The sequence below is a fragment of the Rhizobium sp. BK251 genome (assembly GCF_004345245.1).
In the GTDB taxonomy this organism is placed as follows: domain Bacteria; phylum Pseudomonadota; class Alphaproteobacteria; order Rhizobiales; family Rhizobiaceae; genus Rhizobium.
Map to the genome: position 1 here is coordinate 14,761 of NZ_SLUQ01000005.1, position 20,339 is coordinate 35,099.

Sequence of the window (20,339 nt, forward strand, 5' to 3'; positions counted from 1 at the left end):
GAAAGCCGATTGGGCAATAGGAGTACGGATTCATTATGGACACCGTCACGTCCCATCCGCTTGGCCACTTTCCCCAACTTGCAACCACGGACCCGGACGAACTGTTGACTCGTATCTCAGGTCTGTTTTCTGTCCGGTCGATAGATTTTCCGGATGAACGCCACCGCTTCGACGCTCGCCTCAATCATTGCCAGATTGAAGATGTTGGCTTGACCTATGCGCGATACGGTGCCGCCATGAATGTCTTGGTTGATCAGTCCGACTACTTCCTACAAGGATTTCCGCTGCGAGGTGGGGGCGACGCAGTGGTTGGGCGAGCATCGGGAACGTTATCCCGCGAAAGAGGGATCATGGGAGGGCCAGGTGCGCGACTACAAATCCGGTATTCATCCGACTTCGAACATCTCATTGTGCGGATCAACCCTCTCGGTCTGACCCGGAAGCTATCAAGTCTGATAGGTGCCCCGGTCGATCCACCGTTGCACATCGAAGAAGGCATCGTCTCGAATGACGTGCAGTTGAGGTTTCTTGATTTTCTAATTGGAGAACTGGGCCGACCCAGCACTACTTTGTCGCCCATTCTGCTATCGGAATTGGTGCAGGCAATGATGGTCGCCTACCTCTGCAACTCGCAGCACAACTACAGTCAACGGCTATCTGAAGGGGTAGCAGAGGCTGCGCCGTGGCAGGTTCTGCGCGCTGAGGAATACATCCGGGCCAATTGGTACAAACCGTTGACGATCGAGGCACTGGCTGCGGTCGTCAACACGAGCGTCAGAAGCTTGTTTCATTCCTTCAGGCGATCGCGCGGCATATCTCCGATCGCATTCGCCCGACGGGTCCGGCTAGCCGAGGCGCGAGCGAGGCTGGTTGCCCCGGGCGAGGACACGACTGTGACATCGGTTGCCTTCGACTGCGGATTTGGAAATCTGAGCGCTTTCGCAAGGTATTATCAGACAAGCTACGGGGAATTGCCGTCCGAAACGCTGCGAACCGCTCACCGGCATACGGGCCAATGGGGCTCTGGTCAGCGGGCATCGTCGGTGTAGACGGATTCGGAATTGGACTTCCACTTTCGCGAGGCCCATCATTTACCCCGCTCCCTGCCAGATGATGGGCATGCTCGCCTGTGGCGCCAATCAGACGCTTGGTTTAAATGGAGGTGGTTCTCAAGACTGGCTCCAGAGCATCCATCAATGCGCTGGGCGATACTGGCGGGCCATCGATCTCCCACGAATTCTGGAACTCCGCAATTTCGATCCCGATGAATTTGTGGCCCGCAATCACCTCGCAGCAGACACGCAGGTCGTCCAGGGAAAGACCTCCGTCGTGCTTGTAGTCGGTTGGGACAATGCCGGGCTCCAACACATCGCAATCCAGATGCACATAGACCGGACGGCCGGCGATCGCGGCCTTAAGCTCGGTCGCAAAGTTAGCTCCCGGCTTGATATGCGGGATGCTGTACTGCTCAATTAAATCCAGTTCGTATGGATCGAGGTCACGCTGACCGACGAGAACGACCTGGTCCAAGTTCAGACCTGCTCCCAGCCCGGAATCCCAGAGGCTGAGCGGCCCTGCCAAGGCCAACCCGCCGAGATATCCAGTCGTAGTTGCCTCGGGGGGATTTAGATCGCCGTGGGAATCGAACCACACGACGCATACCGACGGATGGTGCTTGGCCACGGCCGGAAGCGTCGCCAGCGAGACGGCGCAGCGGCTCGTCGCGGCAATCGATACGGCACCTCTGGCGAGCACGTCATCAAATCGGGATTGTACCTCTTTAAGCGCCGGAAGCGCTGCATCCAACTCCTCGCGCCACCCGATATTCAGAGCTGGCTCCGGGGTGCCGATTACGGTCGGGGGAATACCGGTTCGACGCCGTAATTCTTCGCCAATAGCCTTTGCACCTGGCATGGCCAAATCGTTGTGGTCACCTGCGCGTCCCTGGAAGACCGTATGTTCCACGTTTCTCGTCACGGCTTGAAACCTTGAATTCTTTCGTTGCTCAAGCCTGTAGCCGATTATTCTGCCAAGCGCGAGGATGACCGCTGCCGGCCAGAGCAGACGTAGTCGATCAGGTCACTGAAGGACGGCTTAGCGCCCCTTCTTGGTATTCGACTTGGCAGCAATCGCATCCTGCGCATCCTGGAAGCGGGCATTCCAGAGACGGCACGTTTTTTATCGGTGGCCGCCACCGTCGGATACTATCCGCTGGTGTTGGGATTGTCGTGAACCTTGCATGGGTTGCTGACAGCGATACGTTGGGCCTACATGTTTGCGCAGTGATGCGATTGCTCAGCTATCGGTTTCGACGAAAGGAAGTCTTTAGTGACGGGAACGGACTTCGCCGAGTTCAGGAACGGCTGGCAGATTGTTCTGGCCGGCCTTCTCGGAACGGCCTTGGGCCTGCCTGCCATTCCGTTCTACACGATCGGCGTCTTTGCGCCGATATTAGCGAAAGAATTCGGCTGGTCGTTCGCAGCAATTTTTGGTGGCCTGTCGCTGTTGGCCGGTTCGGTTTTAATTATCGGGCCATTTTTCGCGACGTTGATCGACAAGTTCGGAGCGCGCCTGGTGGCATCGACCTCTCTGCCGTGCCTGGGCCTGAGCTATATGACGCTCGCGGCATCGAACGGCTCGATTGGACAATATTATCTCTCGTGGCTGGCTATTGCGATCTTCGGGTTGGGAGCGACGCCGGTCGTCTTCACGCGGGTGATCAACAGTGCCTTCGAGGAGCGCCGGGGTCTTGCCCTGGGCATCGCATTATCCGGCGCGGGCTTGTTCGCCTTCGTGGTGAAGCCGCTGGCTCAATTGTTGATCGAGACCGGTGGTTGGCGTGTCGCGATCCTCGTAGTGGGCGCAATGCCGATACTCGTCGCATGCCCGATGGTTCTTTGGGGTTTTGCCGGATTGCGCAGCAGGAATATGGACGCGGGACCGACGCCGGGGACGGCGTTGGAAGGCATGACCGCACGCGAGGCCTTCCGCTCACGCTCGTTCTGGCTACTGGCCATCGTCTTCATCCCGATGTCGCTCGCCGTCGCGGCGCCGCTTCCCAACATCGAGAACATACTTCGTTCGCTGCGCCTGTCGCCAACTGAAGTCGTGCAGCTCGCCTCGCTCGTCGGAATAGCGGCTGTCGCCGGTCGGCTGCTTGGCGGCGTTCTGGTCGACAGGTTCTGGGCACCCGCGGTTGGCACGGCCATTTTGACGCTGGGCGCGGTCGCCTGCCTTATCCTTTCGCTTGATGATGTCAGCTTCTCCATGGCTTGCATCGCCATTCTATTGCTCGGGCTCGTGTCTGGCGTGGAATTCGACCTGATGGCCTATCTGGTTTCCCGCTATCTCGGGATGCGGAGCTACGCCACGACCTATGCAACCTTGTACGGCATCTTCGTGGTAGGCGCTTTCGTAGGGCCCAGCCTGTTTGGCTACGCATTCGACAGCACGGGCACCTATTCGGGAATCCTCGAAGCCTGTGCGCTGCTGCTTATCGCCGGCGCGACAGTGATTCTTTTCCTGGGGCCTTATCCGCTCCGGAAAACCTAGCCACTCGCGTAGCGTCGCCGGCCGATCCCAACCGTTACGACCCACTTCGGTTTTTACCTCATTTAACCAGCCGTCCCGCGGTCGCCACGATATCGTCTCCACAGTTCCCCGGATGGCCGGCTTCGGTCCGCCGTCCACAGCGCAACATCAGGAGGCTTTCATGAGCAAGGGAAAAGTGGTGGTGCTGGGTTCGAACGCCACACGTATCGAGATTCAAGGAGGCGGCACCGGGCCGACGGGACAGTATCTCAATGAGACAGTGGTACCGATGATGGCGCTCGTCGGGGCAGGCTATGAAGTTCTGCTCGCCACTCCTTCGGGTGCTAAGCCTTACATCGACCCGGTGTCCGATGCGGTCCAGCATTTCGGTGGCGACGACGCGGCGTATCGGCGTGGCAAGGATTTCTTTGCCAACGATCCCTCGACGAACCAAGGCCGCACATTGCGATCGGTGGTCGAGGAGGGGCTGGATAACTATGCGGGCGTATTCGCCCCTGGAGGTCAAGGGCCGGTCGTCGATTTGATGCAGGATCCCGACGCGGGCGAGATTCTTCGGCATTTCCATGCGGCCGGAAAGCCCACCGCGCTGCTCTGCCACGGTCCGATCGTCTCGATCTCGGCCATGCCTCGGGCGAAGGAATTTCGCGCGGCGCTAATCCAGGGTGACCGCGCCAAGGCAGCCGAACTCGCGAAGGGATGGCAATATGCCGGCTACCGGATGACTGTCTATTCAGGCAGCGAGGAAAAACCAATCGAGGACAACATCCTCCACGGCAAGCTTTATTTCCACATGCCCGAAACTTTGGACCTGGCAGGCGCCAAAACGACGGTCGGTCCGGATTTCGAGCCCTACGTGATCGAGGATCGTGAGTTGATCACCGGGCAGAACCCGCGCTCGGACCATCCGATCGCTGCGGCCCTGATCGCTGCGTTGGACCGGAAGCTCGTCAAAGCCTGAGACGATCACGCAATCGGGTCGTCAGCCGAAGCGGTAAACCGGGAGTTCCTCGATAGTGAAGTGGTGACGGAGCCGGTGCCGCAGCCTTGAGTTGGCGTCGAGCCGCAAGATTGGAGGACTTCGACCATGTCATCGCATGTCAAGATCATGGCCACCTTGCTTGCCAGGCCGGGCAAGGCCGAGGAGCTTGAGGCACTCCTCTTCGGCATGGCGCCCCACTGCAGGATGGAACCTGGCAATCTACGATGGGATGTCTGGCGGGATCAGGCGAAAGCCGACCGCTATGTTCTGGATGAACTCTATATCGACAACGCCGCGGTGGCGGCGCACCGCGAGACGTCGCATTTCAAGAGTTACCTGTCCAGCATCCACGACCTCGCCGAACGGAGTGCCTTTGTCCTCGACCCTGCTCTGGTCGCGAGCAAGAATGGCTAGAGCGGTTCAGGATGAGCTAGTGTGCAGGCCTGTTTTCCCGCGCCCGAGAACTTCGAGCAGTTGACGCGCCTTCACCACGTTCATGCAGGGTTTCACGTCATCGAACTCAGCGCAGATGGGCGACAGCAGTTCGGCCGCTGCCACGTGCCGGTCGGCTTCCGCCCAAAGTTCGGCCAAGGCCGTCGACGCGCGAAGCCGGAAGAAGAGCGCACCGCTTTCCCTCGCGGTTTCTGCGGCGAGCAGCAGGGTTTCCGAGGCACCCGACAGATCGCCATCCAGCCGCTGCAGCATTCCGCGTACGCGCAGCAGTTCCGGCCGGGACCAGTGTTCGCCCTGCCGGTCGGCACGATCGAAGGCGGCGTTCAGGCTGTCGCGGGCGAGCGCGATGCGCCCCTGGCTCAAGGCAGTTTCCGCGAGGATGGCAAGATAGATCGGCACCCGAACGAGGAAGTTGTTGGTGACGAGTTGCTCGATTGCGAGGCGCATCGTGTCGACGCCTTTGGGGTCGCCGTCCATGCTTGCGAGGGCGCCTTCGTAGAAGCGGCAGACCGGCCGCCAGATCGCAATTTCACGCAGGGTAAGATTTCGGGCAAGTGCTGCGACATGCAGGCGAGCGATCTCGGTCTCCCCGGACCAGAAGGCGATAGGTAGGGCCGCCTGGGCCAGAGCGTTGGAATGCGAGACCGTATGGTCGAGCGCGAGGCTATGGTCGAGCGCGTCCCGGAGTGCGGCCGTCGCTTCGCCGCGATCGCCCGCCACCCAGGCCGTCATCGCCAATGCCACCCGGATCGACACGAACCGGTCCATCTGGAAGCGGGCGACGCCCGAGCGCTTCGCTGTCGTCGCATGGTCGCGCGCGAGCCGCTTCAGGTCATCGTGCGCCCGCCGGACATCGCCGCGATAGAAGACGGCCGTCAGCCTGACCCGTTCTCCCTCCGCGACAGCCAGCCGTTCGTCTTCCCGGCCGGCGAGTTGGGCAAACTGCTCGAGCGTCGCGATCGCCTGCCTGTGCCGTCCGGTGAAGCTCTGCAATATGCCAAGGCCCCACAAGGTGCGAAGCTGATAATCGACATTGTCGATCTCGCGCGCCAGTCGGTTGGCTTCCGTCCACGCCACGTCGGCTTCGGGACCGAGATGATCGGAGAAATTGAGACCTGAAGCATAGGACGCGATGAGCTTCATCTTGACGGCGGGGGCGCAGCGCGACAGAGCTTCCGTGGATTGCAGCGCGCGTTCGACACATCGCCGGCTTTCGGCGACGTTCGACAATTCGTCCCAAAGTGGGATTGCAGCGCTGGCGAGGCGCACGCCAACCTCTGGCTGTGCGCCATCGCCAAAAGTCCAGTTGATCGCCTTGCGCAAGTCGTTCGTTCGCGGTGCGTAGCTGGCGGTCCATTCGCTCCTCGGTTGCCATTGCCACTCCGCTTCGGATTGCTCGAACAGGCGGAGAAGATAGTGCGCGTGGCTGGATCGGGCGTCGGCGGCTTCGCCACTCATGTCCAGCCGTTCGGCGGCGAAGCTGCGAGTGCTGTCGAGCAGGCGATAGCGTGGCCCCCCGGCGTCGTGCGCGGCCGACAAAAGCGATTTCGCCGCGAGGCTTTCCGTGCAAGTCGCGATCTCCTCGATGCTTCGGCCGATGTGGTCCGCCACGCCGATGACATCGGAGACAGAGAAGCTTGCCGAAAAAACCGACAGGAGGCGCAGAAGTCGGGCCTCATCCTTGGACAGAAGCTGATAGCTCCAGTCCAAGGTCGCGAGCAGGGTCTGGTGTCGTGGCGGAGTTGCGCCGGAACTGGCGACGAGTGGCTCGAAACTGTGTTCGAGAAGACTGAGCAGCGTTGCCGGTTTCAAATCCGGCAGCCGCGACGCGGCGAGTTCGATTGCGAGTGCAATTCCGTCGAGACGCCGGCATATGGCTGCCACGACGGGCGCGTCCGCGTCATCGAATTGGTAGCCGTCGGCCTCGCTTGCCCGCCGAACAAAGAGCTGGACGGCTGGGAAGGCCAAGGCGTCCGTGCGGTTTCCGCCGCTGTGCTCTTCTGGATACGGGAGCGGAGACAAGCGATAGACGCTCTCCGACCGCGATCGAAGCGGCTCCCGGCTCGTGGCGATGATGTGAAGACCCGGAAGCGCCAGCGTCAGGTGGTCCGCGATCGCCGAAGCGGTGCTGAGAACATGCTCGCAGTTGTCGAGCACGAGCAGCATTTCATGACTGCGAAATGCCTCTACGATACCGGCGAGCGTATTCGCCCATTTGCCGCCGATGCCCAGCGCCGCCGCTATCGTCGCGTCCACAAGCTGGGGATCGCCGATGACGGAGAGATCCACGAAACAAACACCGTCCTGATAGCGGTCCAGACGGCTTTTTGCCGCGGCGACGGCGACAGTCGTCTTGCCGACCCCGGCCGGTCCGACAACCGTCAGCAATCGGCTTTCCTGAAGCTTGGCGGCAAGCTCCGCAACGACGTCGTCGCGACCGACCACATGCGGCAGGCGAGGCAACTCGCCGGTGGAAGCCTTGGCCGGATCGAAGGAGAGTTGCCGCTCGTCTCCTCCATAGATGCGCAGCGGCGCAACGAAGCGGTAGCCCCGCCCGGTCACGGTGGCAATGCACGACAGGCCCGAAGCCGTTCGTGGAAGAGCACGGCGCAATGCGGCGATGTTGACTTTCAGGTTGCTCTCATGAACGAAGGTGTCCGGCCAGGCGAAACGGATCAGCTCGTCCTTGCCGACGACTTCCCCCGCGTGGCTGACGAGCACGTGGAGCAGATCGAGAGCCCGGCTTCCGACATGTAACGGGTTGTCGCGGAGCGTCAGCAATTGCCGGTCCGGAATGAACCGGTAGTCACCGAAGCAATATGTCTTGCCATCTGATTTGCCGGATCGTTCCATGCACCCTCAAATGACCGCGTCGTGAACGTGCTGTTCTGAATTGCGCCGAACTGCATTTGGCCGAACGTATCCAAGGCTCAATCTATTGAGCTTTGGCGCGTGCCAGCGAATTTAACCTCTTTTTGCCCCAGCGTCACGCACACGTGTTAGCTCCGCAAGTGGAGATTTCGTGGATCACGGCGCGGGATACTTCTTCGGGATGGGAAGGAGATGCAACAGGAAAGCTGCACGCTTGGACGAATACGGGAAGACTTTGGTTCCGGAGGAAATCCCGTTTCCCGACATCAAGACCGATAGGATGCTGGTCCAGGCGAAAGCATACGGTATGCGCCGCTCCGACGTAGATCTCGTGGACGACTATTTCCGAGAATACGCCGATATCGCGACACCGATCACGATGCGTCCTGAGATTATCGGCACCGTTCAGGCGATCTGGGATCTGGTGCCGCAGAGAATCGGCCTGAATGAGGGCGATGATGTCGCCGTTGCGTCCGGATGGGGCGATAGCAGAGGACGCGCCAGGAGAATCTCGCCGCGAATCCTCAGGACTTCGGGCAACCACCACTTCTCGCCGGACTGCCTGGCGCGGGCCAAGGCATTCTCGATTGTGAGATATGCCTCATCCGTGTCGCCGGAGCGGGACAGCGCTTCGGCCAGCAGGCACGAAGCCCAGATTGCCACGATATTATATTGCTCAACTCTCATCGCCTCGCGCGCCTGCCGCAGAAGGCCCACCGCTGAAAATGCGTCGCCGCGGGCGAGCATCAGCGCGCCCTTCAGTGTGAGGCCGACGGCATGGTAGGGGGCGAGTGAATACTTGGTTGCCTGTGCAATGGCGAGTTCGATGGCCCCTGCCGCCCCCTCGAGATCGCCGCTCCATAGGAGCACAGGGATCGAGTAGACGAGAGCGATGCAATGCGAAATGGGATGGTTGTATTGCGCCGCTTCTTCGATGTTCTGACGGGCAACGTCGCAAGCCTGCTCCGGAAAACCGCACAGCCATAAGGTTTGCGCGAGGGTAACCAGCGCTCTCACCTGGTGGTCATAGCCAAAGTGATCGAGCTGTGCTGCGGGAACATCCCGAGCAAGATGGAACCCGAGCTGAGTGTGGCGGAACCCGGCTGCATGGTCTCCGGCAAGATGGAACGCGTTCCCCAGCATCCATTCGATCAATACCTTTTCGGCCGCTCCTCCCGTGCTCTCTGCGACGGGAGCGGCGCGCTTGGTCGCCGCCAAGGCGCCGGCGAAATTGCCGCGACGCGTAAGAAAATCCTTGAGGCCGCCGAGCAGATAGAGCTGATGCTGCCTGTCGCCCAAAGCCTCGCACAATTCCAGGCTCCGCCCGAAAGCAGCCAGCACCTCCTCGTCATTTTCCCTGGTGTACATGGATGACATCGCAAGGGCCTCGTGAAGCGCCAGCTCTTGTCGTGTACCGCGGTCCGCTTCACGCTGCGCGCCAATGGCTCGCAGGCACCATTGTCGGGATTCGTCCATCAGGGAGAGCCCCCGGAAGAGGGGAGCTGTTTGGATTGTCAGCTCGATGCCTATGGCTTCATCACCCAAATCGGAAAAGCTCCACGTCAGGGCTCTTCGGATGTTGCCCATGTGCGGTGCATAGGTCGCCAAATTGCCGCCGTTGAAGACCAGTTCCTCGCGGGCCTGAGACTTGAGAAAGGCGACAAAATAGGAGGCGTGCCGCCTGGCGGTGGCCTCCTCCTCACCGCATTCAGCAAGCTTGGCTTCAGCGTAGGCGCGCGTCGTGTCGAGCAGTCGGTAGGAGACGGAGGCGCCTGACAAGGAAACTCAGATGAGCGATTTGTCGACCAATCGGGCGAATGCGTCCGGGACTGTATACCTCTCGCCGTCGGTCGCCGCAGCGACGGCATATGCTCCGGGCAGCGTGAACTGCCCAACAAATACGGATAGCCGGCGCAGGACCATTTGTTCGTCGGCAGACAGGAGCTTGAAGCTCCAGTCGAGCATGGCCTGCAAGGTCCGGTGACGCGGCGATGAGCTGCGCCGGCCCTGCAGGAGCAATTCCGCGCCGCTTTCGAGAAGGTCGGCGGTTCCCTGAATCCCGTAGGCGCCCACGCGGCTGGCCACAAGCTCGATCGCCAGCGCGATTCCGTCGAGCCTGCGGCAAATGCTGGCGACAACAGGAGCTTCGGCGTCGGTCAGCTCGCCTTTATACCCGCCGGAAGACGCCCTCTCCATGAAGAGCTGCACAGCCGGCGAGGCGAGCGCCTGGGCAGCCGAGGGCGTCTCTTCGCGAGGGCTGTCGAGAGGCGGAAGCAAATGCACGCTCTCGCCTTCAACGCGCAGAGCCTCGCGGCTGGTCGTCAGCAGATGCAATGAGGGCGCGTTGGGCAATAGCCGCTCACAGAGAGTGGCCGTGGCTCCAATGACATGCTCGCAGCCATCGAGGACGATGAGGATGCGCTTGTCGGCAAGAAAGGCACACATGTAGGTTTCAGGGTCAACGCCCTGGAAAGCCCGATCCAGAACCGATGCAAGTGCATTTGGGACATCTCTCGGGTCGCTAAGCGAGCCAAGATCGACAAAGCAAAGTCCGTCCTCTCCAAACTGCTGACGCAGCGCGTGCGCCGTTGCCACTGCAACGGTGGTCTTTCCTATGCCACCCGGCCCGACAACGCTTATGAAACGCCGCGAGAGGAGCAGCGAGGACAGATCTGCGATGGCTTCCTTGCGGCCGACAAGCAGTTTTGGCGGTGGCGGCAGGTTGCGGCTGCGGGTAGTCCTGGTGACGGCAGTGTCGGCGCCCGACGCGGCAGTACGCTTGACGGGGGCGACTAGGATGTAGCCACGACCTGGAACGTTGACGATGTATCGCGAACCCTCCCTGCGCTCCCCCAGCGCCTTGCGCAGTGTCGATATCTGGGTACGAAGGCTTGTCGAACTGACTGCAAGCCCCGGCCACGCCACATGTGTCAGCTCTCGCTCGCTCACGATCTCGCCAGCCCGGGCGGCAAGAGCGATCAGGATATCAAGAGCGCGGCCACCGACGGCGACATTTATCCCATCCTTGAGGAGCAGCCGCTCGACAACAAGCAAGCGGAAGGGGCCAAAGGAGATCGTTTCACCGCTTCTCACTGTCGTCACCCGCACAATCCAAGCCGTCCATTCGCGATACAGCTCATGGCTTGAAAGTTTGTGTTCTGAACGCCTTAACGCCTTTTTAGCACAGCCGAAGGTCTTTTGCAGACCCATCCCTGGCTCCGCACTTCATGGAAGATAGGCGCTCGATCGTCATCGACGATGATGTCACATTGCCTGCTTTCAATGGTTTGCGATAATCGGCTTGAATTTGGAGAGGCCGGCCAAATGCCCCATCCACCGTCTGCGCCAAAGCTGCAGGCTGGTGAGGAGATGAATCAACAATCTTTATCGCTGCATCCCTCCCATAGTTTTGCGCCTTGGTATCCGAAATCGACGCACTTGAGAGGTTGAGTAAATGGCGGCAGATTCCTGTTCCCCAAATCCTGCGATGGCGCGATAGTTCTTGCAGCGCGTGGCAAGTGCGAGGAATTCGGACGCTGCGTCTTTTGGGCGGTTTTCGTCGCGGTCAGAGCGAGTGAGATATTTCATGGGATCAACCACACTCTTCCGCTGCATGGCGCCATTCACGTAACAGATGGAGACAGATATGGACACAAAAGTCGACAACGCGGGCACGTGTCCGGTAGCCCACACGAACCACGGCGGCAGGTCTATCCGGGACTGGTGGCCGAACGAACTCAACCTCAAGATTCTCCACCAGCACTCCTCCCTGTCCAATCCCATGGGCAAGGCGTTCGACTACGCCGAGGCGTTCAAGAAACTCGACCTGGAGGCCCTCAAGAAGGACCTCCATGCCTTGATGACGGATTCGCAGGACTGGTGGCCGGCGGACTTCGGTCACTACGGCCCGCTCTTCATCCGCATGGCATGGCACAGTGCCGGCACCTACCGCATCGGCGACGGTCGCGGCGGCGCGGGAGCCGGTCAGCAGCGCTTTGCGCCGCTTAACAGCTGGCCGGACAACGTCAATCTGGACAAGGCGCGCCGCCTGCTCTGGCCGATCAAGCAGAAATACGGCAGCAAGATCTCCTGGGCCGATCTGCTGATCCTCACCGGCAACGTTGCATTGGAGTCGATGGGCTTCAAGACGTTCGGCTTCGCCGGCGGCCGCGCCGACGTCTGGGAGCCAGAGGAAGACGTCTATTGGGGAAGCGAAGATACCTGGCTTGGCGACAAGCGCTATACCGGCGATCGTCACCTTGAAAACCCCCTCGCAGCCGTTCAGATGGGCCTGATCTACGTCAACCCGGAAGGTCCAAACGGCAACCCCGATCCGCTTGCCGCTGCTCGTGACATCCGCGAGACCTTCTCGCGCATGGCGATGAACGACGAGGAGACGGTCGCCCTCATTGCCGGCGGACACACCTTCGGCAAGACCCATGGCGCCGGCGATGCTTCCCATGTCGGCCCCGAACCCGAAGCTGCCGGCATCGAGGAGCAGGGCCTCGGCTGGAAGAGCAGTTTCAGAAGCGGCAAGGGCGGCGACACGATCGGCAGCGGTCTTGAGGTCACCTGGACCCAGACGCCGGCGCGGTGGAGCAACTACTTCTTCGAGAACCTGTTCGGCTACGAATGGGAATTGACGAAGAGCCCGGCGGGCGCGCACCAGTGGGTCGCCAAGAACGCCCCCGACGTCATTCCGAATGCAGCCGACGCGTCCAAGCATCATGCGCCGAGCATGCTGACGACGGACCTCTCCTTACGGTTCGATCCGGTCTACGAGAAGATTTCAAGACGCTTCTACGAAAACCCCGACCAGTTCGCCGATGCGTTCGCCCGGGCCTGGTTCAAGCTGACCCATCGCGACATGGGCCCGCGCGTCCGTTATCTGGGTCCGGATGTTCCGCAAGAGGAGCTGATCTGGCAGGATCCGATCCCGGATGTCGACCACGTCTTGATCGACGAGCAGGACGTCGCTGATCTCAAAGGCAGGATTCTCGCGTCGGGATTGCCCATCTCACAGCTGGTTTCGACCGCCTGGGCATCGGCCTCGACCTTCCGAGGCTCCGATAAGCGGGGCGGCGCAAACGGTGCGCGCATCCGTCTTGCCCCGCAGAAGGATTGGGACGTGAACCAGCCGGCGCAACTGGCAACGGTGCTGGCGACCCTCGAGGGGATCCAGAAGGCATTCAACGATGCCCAGACCGGCGGCAAGAAGGTCTCGCTGGCAGACCTGATCGTGCTGGCCGGCGCCGCAGCCATTGAAAAGGCCGCGGCGAACGGTGGCCACCACGTCAGGGTTCCGTTCACGCCCGGTTGCACGGACGCGGCACAGGAAAAGACCGACGTCGAGTCCTTTGCCTTTCTCGAGCCGACCGCCGACGGGTTCCGCAACTACCAGAAGGGCGATCACGTTCTTTCGCCCGAGGAGTTGCTGATCGACAAGGCGCAGTTGCTGACGCTGACCGCGCCTGAAATGACGGTTCTCATCGGAGGCTTGCGCGTATTGAATGCAAATGTCGGCCAGTCCCAGCATGGCGTGTTCACGGCGCATCCGGAGACGCTCACCAACGACTTCTTCGTCAACCTTCTCGACATGGGTACGGTCTGGACTGCAGTGGCAGACTCGACGAATGCGTTCGAAGGGCGCGACCGCAAGTCGGGCGACCTGAAGTGGACCGCAACGCGCGTCGACCTCGTCTTCGGCTCTAATTCCCAGCTCAGGCCGATCGCCGAAGTCTACGGCCAGGCCGATGCACAGGAGAAGTTCATAAACGACTTCGTTGCCGCCTGGACCAAGGTGATGAACGCCGATCGTTTCGATCTCGTCAGGTGACGACAGAACGTCCCGGACGCGGCGGATCGGTCGCGCCCGGGTGACCGTGCCCAGTCGTCGTCACATGGCTCATTCAGGCTTGCCTCGGCCCCTTGGCGTCTGAACGAGCTATGTGGGACGGACGTCGCGGGCGTTTTTCCGCGAGGGCGAAGCTTCATGATCAACAATCTTCCGAAATCTGCCGCGGACGCGCCAGGCGCGGGGCCCGCTTCGCCCCTGCTCTTCGCATCGCTCGCCACGGCCTTGGCCGGTTTTCTCGACGCTGTCGGGTACCAGCAGCTCAATCACCTCTACGTATCGTTCATGAGCGGCAACAGCACGCATTTTGGCATGGCGTTCGCGGCCGGCGAGTGGGTGGAAGCGGCCCATGCCGGCTACATCATCTTCGCCTTCGTTGCTGGCGCTTTCGCCGGCACATTGATATCTGACGGAGCCTCGAGATCGCTGCGAGTCTTGCTTATGGGAGAGGTTGTGCTTTGTGTCGCCGCGATCCTTCTGGCAACAGCTGGCTTTCCGACGCACGCCCTGACTCTAGTTGCGGGCATGATGGGCATGCAGAATGTCATGCACCGCGATATTTCCGGCACGGACGCCGGCAAGAGCTTCATAACAGGCTCGCTCTTCGGCCTCGGGCAATCGCTTGCTCACGTGCTCACGAAGCGGGCGACGCTGGCTCCTGCTTGTGTGAACGCGGTCTCATGGCTCTCGTTTATCGCGGGCGTCGGCTGCGGCGCGCTCAGCTTCACCTATTGGGGCGTCATCGCATCGCTGGTGCTCGCGTGTCTGGTTCTCGTGTTCATGATCATTATGGCGTCAGCGATCTGAACCCTTCAAACGCTCGCGCATGCACGCTGACGAGGGCCGGACGTTCGTTTCGGATCACAGCGTGCCTGACGTTTTTGTGATCGGCCGTGCCCTTAATGGGATGGGCCTCACGTTGCGGCAGCACCTGTAAGCACCTATTCTCGACCACAATAAAAGACGCGGGGAGGATCATGCTCAATCGGTATTGGGCCAATGCGATTGTCATCACATTTCCCGATGGAACCAGACGCCAAATCACCTGTGGTCGCGAGGCTGCCGAGATCCTGTTGGACCGGTGGCCGACCGAGGGCGGCGTCCTGCATGAGCGCGCATTGCGGGCTTGCTACCATTTTGACAAGGGCATGGCCTCTTCCGAGGCCGTTCGGATGGCGTTTCTGGACGCCTGCGTGGAAGCGAGGATTTGGGCCGTGGGTTAGGCGTGGCGGCAATCAATCTAGAGCCAGCCTCCCGTAAACCCCGCGCGGCGCAATCCGCTCACGACGGGGCGGCAGCGTTTCATGATGTCCCAGAGCAGCCCAGTCCGATAGTTTTCGATCATCAGCACAACCGGTCCCTGGTCGATCCCGAAGTGATAGGGGCTTACCCACCATCCCGTCGGACTGGTCTCCACGCCATATGTCTGGTTGAACGACGGCTTGAAGCCGTAAAGCCGGGTCATGCCGAGATCCTTGCGCGCAAAGTTTCTCACCGTCGGCACGACGATCTCCGGCGCGAAGGGCAATGAAGCGATGACAGCCCAAGGCGAGATCGTGCCGTCATCCGGCCCGAATGGGGCGCCGCGCGCGATGTAGTCGAAGAATTCATGCTCCACGCCGTTGATCGTTCGCTTGCCCCAGCCCGGTCCGTCGCTTGCGGTGAAGCCCCAGCAATGTTCCCCATAGCCCGCGAAGCCCAATGGATTGCGAATAGCGTATTGCTGCTGCACGAACGTCGCGCGACGGCTGTTTTCGAAATAGTCGCTGTCGTGGTCGCGCATGAACTCGTCGCGGATGCCGCGAAAGTCGATCCACATGTGCGACAGCTGGTGGGTGAACAGGGGCCCTGAATACAGGAGTTCGTGGCCGTAGATGTTCCTCCATTCGTAGGTTTCGGTGTAGGCAGCAAAGCTCTCGGGCGGCAATGGGTGCGTTGGCGAGCCGAGGCCGATGATGTAGAGCAGCAGGCCTTCGTCGTAGCCGCGCCAGCGATAGGGAATGAAGCCGCTCTCCGGACGCCAGCCGTGTGTCAGGGTAGCGCCCCCATCGCGCGCCCAGTTCCAGTCTGCCCGCTCGTAAAGCGCCATGGCAAGCTGGCGGATTTCCGCTTCGTCGGCGGTGTCGCCATCGAAATAGGTGGCGACCGTAAGGGCGCCCGCGAACAGGAAAGCCGAGTCGATCGTCGACAACTCGCATTGCCAGACCCGGCGCCCCGTTTCGATGTCCAGAAAATGGTAGAAGAATCCCTTGTAGCCGGATGAATCGGCCTCGGGTCCTTGCGGACAGGCCATCAGGTAGCTCAGGCGTTTGCGGGTCATCTTCGCTGCAAATTCGCGGATGATGACGCCCCGCTCCACGACGACGGGGATGGTCGCCAAGGCCATGCCGATTGCCGCGATGCTTGCCGGAGCATTCGGTTCCGTCTTGTCGCGCACCAGCCCGTTGTCAGGGTTCGTGCAGTGGAGATAGTACAACAGGGTGGTGAACTGCAGCCGACCGAGATCCTGCTCCGTCGGCAAGCGGTCGAGATCTTGGTCTGTCGAGAGCATTTCAGACATGATTTCTAACCAATCATGACGTGGACGTCGTGCGTGCGTCCGTCGTCCGTGAGCAGCACGCTTTCGTTCGCCACGGCTTTCCCGTCGAGCGCCACGGACTGCACGGCCCTGCCTGCGCCCTTGGAGTTGTCGAAACGGATATGGTAGGTCGCGGATCCGTATCGGTAGGTGATCTCATAGCCCGGCCAGCTTGCCGGAACGCATGGCTCGAACCGCAGAAATTGGCCTTGCCGGTGAAAACCAAGGATCGCCTCGAGCCCCACACGATAGAGCCAGCTGGCGGATCCGGTGTACCAGGTCCAGCCGCCCCGACCGGTATGCGGAACGGCCCCATAGATATCGGCGCTGACCACATATGGCTCCACTTTGTAGCGTTCGACCTCGTCTCTCGTCGACGCGTGGTAGATCGGGTTGATCTGGTTCCAGAGCTTTAGCGCGAGATCGCCGTCGCCTTGCAATGCGGTCGCCCAGACGACCCAGGTTGCCGCATGGGTGTATTGCCCGCCATTTTCACGGATGCCTGGGACGTAGCCCTTGATGTAGCCCGGTTGCAGGGAGCCCTTGTCAAAGGGTGGATCGAAGAGCTTGATCAGCTTGTCCTTCTCGAGGACAAGCCGGTCGCGGACCGCACGCATCGCCCGCGACGCCCGCTCAGCATCCGCTTCGCCTGAAATGACCGCCCAGGCTTGCGGGATGGCGTCGATCTGGCATTCGTCGTTCAAGAACGAGCCGAGCGGAGTGCCGTCATCGAAATATGCCCGGCGATACCAGCCACCGTCCCATGCGTTGTCCTCGAGGGCTGTGCGCAGGGCCTCGGCCCGTTCGCGGCACCAGGCGGCGCGGTCCTGATCGTCACGCGACGCTGAGATCGTGGCGAATGATTTGAGGACAGTCAGAAAGAACCAGCCGTTCCAGACGCTCTCGCCCTTGCCTTCGGCGCCGACCCTGTTCATGCCATCGTTCCAGTCGCCCGTTCCCATGAGGGGAAGGCCGTGGCTGCCCAGCCGATAGCCGTGTTCCATCGCGCGGACGCAGTGCTCGTAGATCGTGCCGGCCTGATTGCTGATTGCAGGCCGGTTGAAGTCTTCCTCCTGATCGTCTCGCAGCACCGGTGACTCGATGAAGGGCACCATTTCGTCGAGCAGTTGAACGTCGCCGGTCGTCAAAACATAATAATGAACGACGAAGGGCAGGAAATAGAGGTCGTCGGTGATCCGGGTGCGCACGCCGACGCCGGAGGGCGGGTGCCACCAGTGCTGGACGTCCCCCTCCTCGAATTGCCGCGCAGCGGCGCGAAGGATTTGGGCGCGAGTCTCGTTCGGTGCGCTATGAACCAGCGCCATCACGTCCTGGAGCTGATCCCGGAAACCGTAAGCGCCGCCCGACTGATAGTTGGATGTGCGCGCCCAGAGGCGGCAGGCGAGGACCTGATACAACAGCCAGCGGTTTATCATGAAGTTCATGCCGGGGTCCGGTGTCGCCACGCGGATAGTGTCCAGAACGTCATTCCACTGGTGCAATACGTCCGAAAGGCTTTGCTGCGCCCGATCGGCATTGGCATGCTCGCGAACCAGCCTGCGCACCTGCTCGAGGTCAGCGCCCTGCCCGAGGACAAAGACGACATCCCTGGTCTCTCCCGGCGGTATTGAAAGATCGACCATCAATGCGGCGCATGGATCCTGCAGCGGGTCGAAGCGTTCCGCCAGATTGGTTCGCTTCAGGGCCGCCGGACGGGATATCGATCCGTATCTGCCGAGAAACTCGGTGCGGTCGGATGTCGTTGATGTCGCCGCCGGACTCGCGGCAGCGAAAGCCAGCTCTCCCGAGAAGTCGCCGGCCCAGGGGTTCCTCGCCACGATCGCGCCCGACTCGGCGTCGCGCTCGCACACGACCTGCATGGCGGCATCTGCGCGCTGCGTTCCAAGTACCCACTCGACGAAGTATGTTGCCGTGAGGCGGCGGTTTCGGGAGCCCTCGTTGCTGAGTTTCAGGCGGATGATCTTGACCGGATCCTGCCTTGGAACGAAGACCGTCATCTCCTGTTTGAGCTGTCGGCTCTGATTGGTGTACCGGCTGTAGCCCCGGCCGTGGCGGACTGTCACGAGCGCATGCTGTCCGAGCGGCAGCGGTGTCGGCGTCCAGACCTCTCCGGTTTCTTCGTCGCGCAGGTAAACGACCTCCCCAGGCTGATCCGAGACCGGATCGTTCGACCACGGCGTGAGCCGGTTCATCTGGCTGTTCGCCGACCAAGTGTAGCCAAGGCCGGCTTCGGTCGTCAGGCAACCGAAGTTCGGATTCGCGGTGACGTTGGTCCAGGGTGCCGGTGGCAAGCCCGCCGGATGCGACTTGATGCCGTCCACCCTAACGACATACTCGTGCCCGCCTTCGGTGAAGCCCCCGAATTCGTTCCAGTAATGCAGATCCTCGGTCGGGGCAGGAGGCGTTTCCGCGCGGTTCTCGCTTGCCCGAACGGTCCTCATCCGCAAGGGAGGTGATGCGGCAGGGGATTTTCGGTCGAGGTGGTCTGCGAGCTTGCCGCCGCCTGACAGGACGAGACGGGCCGCGGCGGCGATTGTCGCCAGATGTTCCTTCGAGGTGCCGGTATCGGAAAGGAAGAATATACCGCCCGGCTTGCCGATCATTTCTGCCTGCGGACCTGAAAGGAACGTGCCTTTCAGCTGGTCAGCGCCGTTTTCACCGCGCTCATCAAACAGCACGAGGTCAAATGCCAGACCCCGGCGGCGGGCAAAGTCGTGGCCCCTCGTTACTTCGCGCAGGAGGGCTTCATCGCGCGTCATATCGAAACGAACCAAGGCGATCGGTAGGTCGCCGGAAATGCCGTGCGCCCAGAGCGCGGCCCGATCCAAACGAGCCTGCTTGAATCCGTTCGCCTGCCGCATGGCCGGATCGGCGAATACCATGGTCCCGGCAAGGTGGTTGAACAGCGAGACATCCTCGGGCGTCAGCCTGCACTCTTCAAGCTCGCGCTCAAAACTCTTCAATGCGCCGGAAAACGCTTGCTCGACCGCGTCCATCGTCGCGTATCTTTCGGCGATTGCCTCGACTGCCGCTTGGTTGTCCGCGGCTCCTGTCACAAAGACGACCTGGGCCTTAGCGCCGGGGCCGAGACGGACCGTTCGCCGCAGGCAGAAGACCGGATCAAGGACGGGGCCGGTCGTTCCGGAAAGCGATGCGCCTGCGTCGAGCATTGCGGGATTGGCGGCCGTGCGGCCGCGTCCAAGGAAGCGGAACCGATCGGTCTCGTATTCGGGCTTCTGTCGGGTCTGCTGGCTCGATGCGGAAACATGGACGGCCCAGGCCGGCGTCTCCTTCGCGTCGCGTGGCCTGCGACGCGCGAACAGGGCGCCGGTCTCTGCGTCATACCGTGTTTCGACAAAGAGTTTGGCAAAGGCTGGATGCGCCCTGTCTGCGCGACGGTTGTTGAGACAGACTTCGGCGAAGCTGGTCAGCTCGAGGGTGCGTTCGTTCGCACCATGATTGCTGATTGTCAGCGCGCGCACTTCCGCGTCGGCGTCGGCGGCGACGCAGACCTTCCAGGCTATTTCTATGTCGCCGGCGCGGCAGCGGAACTCGGCCCGATCCCCATGAAAGGCATTGTCGTAGAGATCGACAGGTTCGGTAATCGGCTGCCTGCCAATCGACCACAGCCTGTTATCGCCGAGATCGCGAACGTAGCAGAACTGCCCCCAGCAATCGCGCGTGACGTCTTCCTGCCACCGAGTTACGTCGATGCCCCGCCAGGCGCCGTAGCCGGCACCCGCGGCCGTCAGCAGGACACCGTAGCTGCCGTTTGAAAGCAGGGCGACGCCGGACCCCGGAGTCGGCCCCGCAACGCTATCATGTCGAACCGTCTCGGCAGCGTCTGCTGGCACGGGAACCTCCATTCGCTCGGCCTTTTGCTCAGGCATTGTCCGCTTCGGTGTTCTCCGCACTGCTTGCCGTCTTCAGCGAAACCATGGTCTCCTCCCTCGAGCCCAGATTGCTACGGTAAGATCTTCCAAGGCAAAATATTCTGATTTTTCAGGCCGATGCCAGGGTCGAGGGCGCCG

12 protein-coding genes are annotated in these 20,339 nt (G+C 61.3%); 6 read left to right on the top strand and 6 right to left on the bottom strand.

The window, feature by feature from the left end; genetic code table 11:
• The first annotated feature begins 35 nt into the window (after positions 1–35).
• On the top strand, positions 36–1,049 hold the full coding sequence (locus EV286_RS12915; RefSeq protein ID WP_132957551.1) for an AraC family transcriptional regulator: 1,014 nt from the start codon (positions 36–38) through the stop codon (positions 1,047–1,049).
• Between the two features lie 103 nt (positions 1,050–1,152).
• On the opposite strand, the gene EV286_RS12920 is transcribed toward EV286_RS12915, so the two are convergent.
• Positions 1,153–1,977, bottom strand: coding sequence for an arginase family protein (locus EV286_RS12920; RefSeq protein ID WP_245500701.1), 825 nt, complete (start codon positions 1,975–1,977; stop codon positions 1,153–1,155).
• Between the two features lie 351 nt (positions 1,978–2,328).
• On the opposite strand from EV286_RS12920, the gene EV286_RS12925 reads away from it, so the two are divergent.
• The 3 genes from EV286_RS12925 (at position 2,329) to EV286_RS12935 (ending at position 4,945) form a co-directional block, all read left to right on the top strand.
• A complete protein-coding gene (locus tag EV286_RS12925) occupies positions 2,329–3,552 on the top strand; it encodes an MFS transporter (protein WP_165932836.1) in 1,224 nt (407 codons plus the stop codon).
• Positions 3,553–3,712: 160 nt separating this feature from the next.
• Positions 3,713–4,510 carry a DJ-1/PfpI family protein gene (locus EV286_RS12930; RefSeq protein WP_132957553.1) on the top strand — a complete coding sequence of 266 codons (798 nt, stop codon included), beginning with the start codon at positions 3,713–3,715 and terminating at the stop codon, positions 4,508–4,510.
• 126 nt (positions 4,511–4,636) lie between these two features.
• Entirely contained in the window at positions 4,637–4,945 is a 309-nt protein-coding gene (locus EV286_RS12935) for a putative quinol monooxygenase (protein WP_132957554.1), read from the top strand.
• Positions 4,946–4,951: 6 nt separating this feature from the next.
• Here the strand turns inward: EV286_RS12935 and EV286_RS12940 are convergent, their stop codons facing one another.
• The 3 genes from EV286_RS12940 to EV286_RS12950 all read right to left on the bottom strand — a co-directional run bounded on the left by EV286_RS12940 (position 4,952) and on the right by EV286_RS12950 (position 10,957).
• Entirely contained in the window at positions 4,952–7,837 is a 2,886-nt protein-coding gene (locus EV286_RS12940; RefSeq protein ID WP_132957555.1) for a winged helix-turn-helix domain-containing protein, read from the bottom strand.
• Positions 7,838–8,260: 423 nt separating this feature from the next.
• The gene (locus EV286_RS12945; protein WP_132957556.1) at positions 8,261–9,634 is read right to left on the bottom strand and encodes a hypothetical protein; all 1,374 of its coding nucleotides are present in this window, start codon (positions 9,632–9,634) and stop codon (positions 8,261–8,263) included.
• Positions 9,635–9,640: 6 nt separating this feature from the next.
• The gene (locus tag EV286_RS12950; protein WP_165932837.1) at positions 9,641–10,957 is read right to left on the bottom strand and encodes a winged helix-turn-helix domain-containing protein; all 1,317 of its coding nucleotides are present in this window, start codon (positions 10,955–10,957) and stop codon (positions 9,641–9,643) included.
• Between the two features lie 544 nt (positions 10,958–11,501).
• On the opposite strand from EV286_RS12950, the gene katG reads away from it, so the two are divergent.
• Positions 11,502–13,691, top strand: coding sequence for a catalase/peroxidase HPI (katG, locus tag EV286_RS12955; RefSeq protein WP_165932838.1), 2,190 nt, complete (start codon positions 11,502–11,504; stop codon positions 13,689–13,691).
• A 156-nt stretch (positions 13,692–13,847) separates the two neighbouring features.
• On the top strand, positions 13,848–14,516 hold the full coding sequence (locus EV286_RS12960; protein ID WP_132957559.1) for a YoaK family protein: 669 nt from the start codon (positions 13,848–13,850) through the stop codon (positions 14,514–14,516).
• 433 nt (positions 14,517–14,949) lie between these two features.
• Here the strand turns inward: EV286_RS12960 and EV286_RS12970 are convergent, their stop codons facing one another.
• Both EV286_RS12970 and EV286_RS12975 read right to left on the bottom strand, forming a co-directional pair.
• Entirely contained in the window at positions 14,950–16,269 is a 1,320-nt protein-coding gene (locus tag EV286_RS12970) for a glucoamylase family protein (RefSeq protein WP_132957561.1), read from the bottom strand.
• Between the two features lie 5 nt (positions 16,270–16,274).
• Positions 16,275–20,090, bottom strand: coding sequence for a glycosyl transferase (locus EV286_RS12975; RefSeq protein ID WP_245500714.1), 3,816 nt, complete (start codon positions 20,088–20,090; stop codon positions 16,275–16,277).
• Between the last annotated feature and the right edge of the window lie 249 nt (positions 20,091–20,339).

Excerpts from the sequence above, each read along its gene's own strand:
- EV286_RS12915 (WP_132957551.1), top strand. The coding sequence starts at position 36 with ATGGACACCGTCACGTCCCATCCGCTTGGCCACTTTCCCCAACTTGCA.
- EV286_RS12930 (WP_132957553.1), top strand. The coding sequence starts at position 3,713 with ATGAGCAAGGGAAAAGTGGTGGTGCTGGGTTCGAACGCCACACGTATC.
- EV286_RS12935 (WP_132957554.1), top strand. The coding sequence starts at position 4,637 with ATGTCATCGCATGTCAAGATCATGGCCACCTTGCTTGCCAGGCCGGGC.
- EV286_RS12940 (WP_132957555.1), bottom strand. The coding sequence starts at position 7,837 with ATGGAACGATCCGGCAAATCAGATGGCAAGACATATTGCTTCGGTGAC.
- katG (WP_165932838.1), top strand. The coding sequence starts at position 11,502 with ATGGACACAAAAGTCGACAACGCGGGCACGTGTCCGGTAGCCCACACG.
- EV286_RS12960 (WP_132957559.1), top strand. The coding sequence starts at position 13,848 with ATGATCAACAATCTTCCGAAATCTGCCGCGGACGCGCCAGGCGCGGGG.
- EV286_RS12970 (WP_132957561.1), bottom strand. The coding sequence starts at position 16,269 with ATGTCTGAAATGCTCTCGACAGACCAAGATCTCGACCGCTTGCCGACG.